Consider the following 6,916-nt stretch of genomic DNA (forward strand, 5'->3'; position numbering starts at 1 on the left):
TCTCAACTTCAGGAAACTCATTGCCAAGCGCCGCGGCAAGGGGTGGAGGTGTTACCGCATATGAACTGCTGTTGCCCCCATATTTTATGTCGGCATTAACACGGAATATGCGATCGGCCTTAACGTTAAACCTATCGTAGCTTAATTCATCAACTACGTAAAACACAATCAGCAGGCAGGTAGCCARACCCATGGCCAGGCCTAAAATGTTGATAATGGTAACAGCTTTGTTTTTTAGAAGGCTTTTGAGTGCTATTTTGATAAAGGTTTTAATCATGGCCGCAAAGTTTTTACAGGTTGAATGCATATAACCTATACATTGTAAAACGGTTATACATAGGTAGTTTTATAGCTCCAAGTTAGTTAATCAATAGTAATCTATTTGTTAAATAAAGTTAAACTAATTAGTTAGTTTAAGCAAGCCGGCTATTTAAAGGACTATAAATTGACATTTCAATTATCTGTGTAATTAGCAACTCCGCCGTAAATACAATTTATTTGCAAAAAATAAATCAAACATGTTATTACAAGAAGGCCAGGCGGCACCACAATTTACATTAGTATCATCATCATTGCAAAGCTCATCACTGGCCGATTTTAGGGGCCGTAAAGTAGTGCTGCACTTTTTCCCCTTAGCATTTACAGGTGTTTGCACTACACAGTTATGTACCATGCGCGATAGTTTTGGCTATTATGATGGTTTAAACGCCACTATATTAGGAATCTCGGTTGATTCGCCTTTTACATTGGCTAAGTTTAAGGAAGAAAATAATTACCAGTTCGACTTGTTGTCTGATTTTAATAAAGAAGTATCCACAGCTTACGGGGCTATATATGCTGATTTTGTGATGGGTTTAAAAGGGGTATCTAAACGTGCCGCTTTTGTAATTGATGAGGAACAGAACATCATTTATGCCGAAGTTTTGGAAGTGGCTACCGATTTGCCAAATTTTGAAGCAATTGCAGCAGTTGTAAAGTAGTTTTAATTGACCAGGTTGTTGGTTACAAGGTTGGGCATAGGGCAGCTAAACTTTGTTGTTTAATAAACTTTTTTATAAAATTTTTGCATCGGTAATATAAAATCCTATCTTTGCATTCCGTTTCAAAAAGCACCATAAGTGGGAGATTACCCTGTTTTGTGTGGATAGATGAAATAATGCACTTGTAGCTCAATTGGATAGAGCACCTGACTACGGATCAGGAGGTTAGGGGTTCGACTCCCTTCAAGTGCACCCATAACGTTAAGCCTTTCTGTGTTGTACCGAAAGGCTTTTAATTTATTACGAGCATGCTAAACCTGGTATTGTTTGGTCCTCCCGGAGCCGGGAAAGGGACTCAGTCGCAAAAGCTTATTGAAAAACATGGATTGATCCATTTATCAACAGGTGACCTTTTACGAGGCGAAATTTCGCAGGGAACAGCACTTGGGTTAGAAGCTAAGAAGCTGATGGACGAGGGAATGCTGGTTCCTGATGAGGTTGTTATAGGTATGATCAGCAATAAGCTGGATGCCAACAAGGATGCAAAAGGTTTTATTTTTGATGGTTTCCCGCGTACAGTTGCGCAGGCCGAAGCTTTAGACAGGCTTTTGACCAGTAAAGGTGATGCCATATCTGGTATGATAGCGCTTGAGGTAGATGATGATGAACTGGAGCAGCGTTTATTGCAGCGGGGTAAAGCATCTGGCAGGCCTGATGACGCCAATCCGGAGGTGATCCGTAAGCGTATTAAAGAGTATAATGATAAAACGGCCCCTGTTGCCGATTTCTATAAAAACCAGGATAAATTTAAAAGCGTACACGGTATCGGCCCTATCGACCATATTTTTGGCCAGATAGGTGAAGTTATTGAAGCGTATTAAGGGATTTCGGGATTCGGATGTTCGATTTGGGATTTATTTATAATTCAGATAAATCATAAATCCGAATTCACAAATCCGAAATCAAAAAACTATGTCGCAAGGTTCCAATTTTGTTGATTATGTGAAGATCTGTTGCCGGAGTGGCCACGGAGGGGCGGGTTCTGCGCATTTACATCGTGATATATTAACTTCAAAAGGCGGTCCTGATGGCGGCGACGGTGGTCGCGGCGGTCATGTAATCGTAAAGGGCAATGCCCAGTTGTGGACCATGCTGCACCTTAAATACCGCAAGCACGTAATTGCCGGAGATGGCGATTCGGGTGGAAGTTCATTACGGAGTGGTAAAACCGGCAGGGATGAAATATTGGAAGTGCCCCTTGGTACAACCATTAAAAATGCCGAAACCGGGGAAATCATCTTCGAGATAACCCAGGATGGCGAAACTAAAATATTAACACCGGGCGGTCGTGGCGGTTTAGGTAACTGGCATTTTAAAACGCCAACCCAGCAAACTCCCCGCTTTGCCCAACCCGGCGAAGACGGCAAAGAGGACTGGAACGTACTTGAACTTAAAATACTGGCCGATGTTGGTTTGGTTGGCTTCCCTAACGCAGGTAAATCAACACTGCTGTCGGTTGTATCTGCTGCCAAACCCGAAATTGCTGACTATGCCTTTACCACATTAGTGCCTAACCTGGGTATCGTATCCTATCGCGATAACCGATCGTTTGTAATGGCCGATATTCCGGGGATTATAGAAGGGGCTTCGCAGGGAAAGGGTTTAGGGTTCAGGTTTTTGAGGCACATCGAGCGTAACTCGGTATTGTTATTTATGGTACCTGCAGATACCACCCGCACCATCAAAGAGGAATACGAAATACTATTGAACGAACTGCAGGAGTACAATGCCGAACTGATGCATAAGCCCCGCGTTTTAGCGGTTACCAAAACAGACCTGCTGGATGATGAACTGCAGGCAGAAATGCAAAACGAATTACCGGAAGGTATTCCTTCGATATTCATTTCATCAGTAGCACAAAAAAACCTAATGGGATTGAAGGACCTGCTTTGGGCCGAGATAAATAAGTAAAATTTAAACGGGTTTGATATTTGTAAATAAAAACTGTTTAAAAGTGATTAAAACTTCTTTTTTTTGCAATAAAACTATACTTACTTAGCCGAATACAGTACGTATTTATTACTCAGCATATCCATACGGAAGCCCTTGTAACCAGGGAAGCATTTACGTATAATGTTTGATTTTGGCCCCATGTAACTTGCCGGGAGCAGGATGTAGATTGGTCCGGCATGGCCATAGTGTACATAGCTGTCATATTCAATTTTGATATCCGAATCGATAGGATCTAAGATGATATAACGATTATGGTTAATCTCCAGGCCCAGGTCGGGGCTTATGAAAACGAATAGCGCATTCTTTGTTTTTCTATCCAGATCCATAATATAATCAAGCGATTGCTGATCTATAAATAGTTGCGCTATACCTGATGTCCCCTTCGCGTTTAATGTTTTATTTTGATGGTAACTGGGTACAAAATACCTGATACTCCAGAATGCAATAAACAGGCATACAATGGTGAACGCTATTTTAAAAGGTTGTTTCCACCGGCTTGCCAGGTAAACCACACCCGGTGTTACCAATAAACCTATGATCCTAAAATGCCTTGCTTCGTACGAAATATTTGCCTGTCGCAAAAAGCTATAACCAAAAAAAAGTACCGAAAGCACATAAAAAATAAAAAGCAATAGGGTATAGTTCTTATTCGGTACAACTCGGATAATATTAATAATGAGCAATATACTTAATACGGCAGCTAATAACAGTACAATTAACGACCATAAAGGGCTGAGTATAGATGCATTACTGTGAAACAGTAGCCCGTTTACCATATCATCTAAAGAGAAACCGGCTAAAATAGGGGAGGCCAGCGGAAAGCTAAAGGTTTCCCAGTTTAGCAATAACCCTGATGAGCCTGATGCAGGGTTTGCCCCCTTAGACAAGTAGCAAATAATAATAGTACCTATCGATATTATACCAGGAATGCCAATCCAGGCTCCGTTCTTAATCCACACCATTAAATTTAATTGCTTTTGGGATAGTTTGATCCAGATATACAAACAACCCGCAGCATACATCCACAAAAACGATGATTTGCAGAAAAAGCCTATCCATCCTGAAAGCAGCAGGAAGAGTGCAAGTTTCCAGGTGGTTTTATCAAAACTTATACAACCATACAGGAACCACCCAATAAAGCCAAAAAGTAAAACTTCGCCACCATTATAAAAAACGTAAGGAATAAAAAAAGCCTGTTGAATTACAATCACCAGCACGCTAACAGCTGCCAGAAGCTGGGAAAATCCTGCTTTTTTAAAAAAGACATAAAATCCGGCTATTCCCAATAAACTAAATACGGTAATGGTAATTGCCGATGCCTGCCCGGTATTAATACCAAAAACAGATTTAAAAAGGTAAGGAACCAAATACTGTCCCGGCGACCACCATGATAAAAATTCGGTATAGTTTTTACTGATGTCGGCCGGATCTGGCTTCGTAGCCATATTAAAGCCCCCACCAGCCTGCATTTTTTGTAAAACCTGGAAACCCCAGCTTGGATCTGGAAAGATAGCCGTAGGGGCCATAAATATCATTGCACCCATTACCAATACAATTACACCTAATGCTATCAGGATATTTCGATGGGTTTGTGATTTTTTTAATATCATATATTTTGACGTATTTTATGAGCCGATCTCGCGTTCGCGGATCTTTATAGCGGGGTTTCCCTGGTAAACGCCGTAAGCCTGCAGGTTTTTGGTTGCTACTGAGCCGCTGGTAAGTACCGAATGACTTGCCGCCGTGATACCGAGGTTGATTATGGCCCCCGCACCTATCCAAACACCATCTTCTATAACAATCCCTTTGGTTATCAGATCGAAGGATGTTTTTTTATAGTTGTGACTCCCCGTGAGCAGTATAGCCCCTTGCGAAAGACATACATTGGCCCCTATGTCAATCATCACCAGGCAGTCGATCCATACATTTTCGCCTATCCAGGTTTCATCACCTATTTGCAGGAACCATGGATATTTGATATTTACACAGGGTTTAATAGTTACGTTTTTGCCAATCCTCGCGCCAAATATCCGCAATAAAAATACCTTAAAGCTACTGGATGGGATAATACTGGTCTTGAAAAAAATAGCGTTCACATAAAACCATAAAAGCCTTTTTATCGCATTCCCACCAGGATGGAAAGGGTAGTTATTATAGGCGGAAAGGTTGGTTTTAAGCATGTTTATTTTTTGCCTTATCATTTTGATTTACCCAAAAATACAGGGTTACCATGATGATGATGTACAAAGTGATATTAAAAATGGTATGATGATCAACTATCTGGTTAGCTTTTTTGTTCCAGAACAAAGCTAAAAGCACAAAACGAATAACATTTAAGAGTTCGATGCTTAAAATACCGGCAATCAAAAAGATCATTTTTTGTTTCAGCCTTTTAGGATAAGCTATTACAAATGCCGAAAAGAAACTGATTAAACCAAGCCCAAGGCAGGAATATACCAATACGATAGTACCCTTGCCGGCTACTAATAATTGGGTGCCATTATGTATTGCTGTGAAACCAAGCCAGCCGAGCACCTGTGCACTAACGCTTAACAATACCCATCGCAGCCCTTGTATATAGTTTAAATAATCAGCCAAAAAACGATAATAGTGGCTGCCAGGGCTGGTGATGCCAAAAAACAAAATATTAAAATAATAGAACAGCAGGAACAGGAGTAGAAATGTAAATACAAATTTGAATGGAGAAATGTTGGTTTGATTTGTCTGTGTCGTTTTTTGCTTGCTTTTCAGGATCTCGTCAATTTTTACATCAACAATCAGCCTAAACCAAAAGCCCTGTAAAAAATGAAATATTACACCAATGCGCCCTTCCAATATACCTAATTGAAAAATCATGCGGTACACAAAGTAAAGCATCGGCCTTGCATAGCGTGGCAGTTGCCACCAAAGTTGCTTTAGCCAGGCTGTACGCTCATCCGGCGAGCCGAATAATGACGGCTTAATAGTTTGTTGCCGCATGTTTTGCATTCGCTCTACCTCTTCCTGGGCCAGCAGATCGCTGTACCGGTTATGTTTGGCTATCCAAAAACTGATGTTATTTTCCTTCAGGTTTTCTTCCAGGATATAACCATTCTTCCATACTTCGGTTTTGCCGGGAACAATAAACCTGTGATCCATATTCTCGTTCAAATCAGAATAGCCAACCCCGTACCTGATCATTTTAAGCAGGTAAAAAGGATAATAACCGCCATGTTTTATCCAGCGGCCTTTAAAAAAATTTTTACGATTGAAATAAATCCCATTAACATCGCGGTACTCATCTTCTTTAAAATTGATCAGCTTCTCCTTCAGTTCCGGGGTAACAACCTGGTCGGCATCCAAACAAATGATCCAGGGGGTTTTAATATCGAAGTTTTTAAGTGCGAAATCCCATTGTTTAGGATGATTCTCGAAAGTGTGCTGCAAGATTGTTGCTCCTGCTTTTTGCGCTATCGCGATAGTGGCGTCATCACTGCCCGAATCCAAAATAAAAACAGGCGCATTCAACCCACTAATGGAAGCCAGCAAACGTGGCAGGTGCTGCTCTTCATTGTAAGTAAGAATTATGAATGTATATACCGGGATCAATGCTGCTTGCTTATTTTATTGTACAAACCTATATATTTTTCAACTAAGCTATCGGTGCTAAAATCATTGTAAATAATATCGGGTGCACTTTCCCTGATGCTTAAAAGTTCACTCTGCTTGTTTGCAATTTGATCAATCGTTTCTGCAACAGATGCCGCGGTTGTTTTGCAAAGCCAACCCAAATTGTTTTTACTTACGTAGTCAGCCAATCCAACTTCCTCGCTGATCAAAACAGGGGTACCCACACTCAGGCTTTCAATTACCGCGTTGCCAAAATTTTCATCGTACGATGGTAATATAAACAGATCATGCTGTTGTAGTATTTTAAACTTATC

7 protein-coding genes, 1 tRNA gene and 1 pseudogene are annotated in these 6,916 nt (G+C 40.8%); 4 read left to right on the forward strand and 5 right to left on the reverse strand.

Translation table 11 applies throughout. From position 1 onward, the window contains the following. Positions 1 to 277 (reverse strand): annotated as a pseudogene (locus AC1DPZ_RS19090) (ABC transporter permease); the annotation flags it as partial. Positions 278 to 518: 241 nt separating this feature from the next. On the opposite strand from AC1DPZ_RS19090, the gene AC1DPZ_RS19095 reads away from it, so the two are divergent. The 4 genes from AC1DPZ_RS19095 (at position 519) to obgE (ending at position 2,951) form a co-directional block, all read left to right on the forward strand. Next, positions 519 to 980, forward strand: coding sequence for a redoxin domain-containing protein (locus tag AC1DPZ_RS19095; RefSeq protein ID WP_477406341.1), 462 nt, complete (start codon positions 519 to 521; stop codon positions 978 to 980). Between the two features lie 178 nt (positions 981 to 1,158). After that, a tRNA-Arg gene (locus AC1DPZ_RS19100) sits at positions 1,159 to 1,232 on the forward strand. 56 nt (positions 1,233 to 1,288) lie between these two features. Then, a complete protein-coding gene (locus AC1DPZ_RS19105; protein ID WP_477406343.1) occupies positions 1,289 to 1,861 on the forward strand; it encodes an adenylate kinase in 573 nt (190 codons plus the stop codon). 91 nt (positions 1,862 to 1,952) lie between these two features. After that, positions 1,953 to 2,951 carry a GTPase ObgE gene (obgE, locus tag AC1DPZ_RS19110; protein ID WP_477406345.1) on the forward strand — a complete coding sequence of 333 codons (999 nt, stop codon included), beginning with the start codon at positions 1,953 to 1,955 and terminating at the stop codon, positions 2,949 to 2,951. Between the two features lie 80 nt (positions 2,952 to 3,031). Here obgE and AC1DPZ_RS19115 read toward each other — a convergent pair whose 3' ends face one another. From AC1DPZ_RS19115 to AC1DPZ_RS19130, 4 genes are all read right to left on the reverse strand, one after another. Next, positions 3,032 to 4,603, reverse strand: coding sequence for a hypothetical protein (locus tag AC1DPZ_RS19115; protein ID WP_477406347.1), 1,572 nt, complete (start codon positions 4,601 to 4,603; stop codon positions 3,032 to 3,034). Between the two features lie 15 nt (positions 4,604 to 4,618). Further along, a complete protein-coding gene (locus tag AC1DPZ_RS19120; protein WP_477406349.1) occupies positions 4,619 to 5,173 on the reverse strand; it encodes a WcaF family extracellular polysaccharide biosynthesis acetyltransferase in 555 nt (184 codons plus the stop codon). Next, complete coding sequence (gene xrtY / locus AC1DPZ_RS19125; protein ID WP_477406351.1) at positions 5,166 to 6,581, reverse strand: exosortase Y; 1,416 nt, start codon at positions 6,579 to 6,581, stop codon at positions 5,166 to 5,168. The genes AC1DPZ_RS19120 and xrtY overlap by 8 nt, the downstream gene beginning before the upstream one ends. Beyond that, positions 6,578 to 6,916 (reverse strand): glycosyltransferase (locus AC1DPZ_RS19130; RefSeq protein WP_477406353.1); only part of this gene is annotated, 339 nt, incomplete at its 5' end. The genes AC1DPZ_RS19130 and xrtY, both read right to left, overlap by 4 nt.

The organism is Mucilaginibacter sp. P4_G9 (genome assembly GCF_056400985.1).

Excerpts from the sequence above, each read along its gene's own strand:
- AC1DPZ_RS19095 (WP_477406341.1), top strand. The coding sequence starts at position 519 with ATGTTATTACAAGAAGGCCAGGCGGCACCACAATTTACATTAGTATCA.
- AC1DPZ_RS19105 (WP_477406343.1), top strand. The coding sequence starts at position 1,289 with ATGCTAAACCTGGTATTGTTTGGTCCTCCCGGAGCCGGGAAAGGGACT.
- obgE (WP_477406345.1), top strand. The coding sequence starts at position 1,953 with ATGTCGCAAGGTTCCAATTTTGTTGATTATGTGAAGATCTGTTGCCGG.
- AC1DPZ_RS19115 (WP_477406347.1), bottom strand. The coding sequence starts at position 4,603 with ATGATATTAAAAAAATCACAAACCCATCGAAATATCCTGATAGCATTA.
- AC1DPZ_RS19120 (WP_477406349.1), bottom strand. The coding sequence starts at position 5,173 with ATGCTTAAAACCAACCTTTCCGCCTATAATAACTACCCTTTCCATCCT.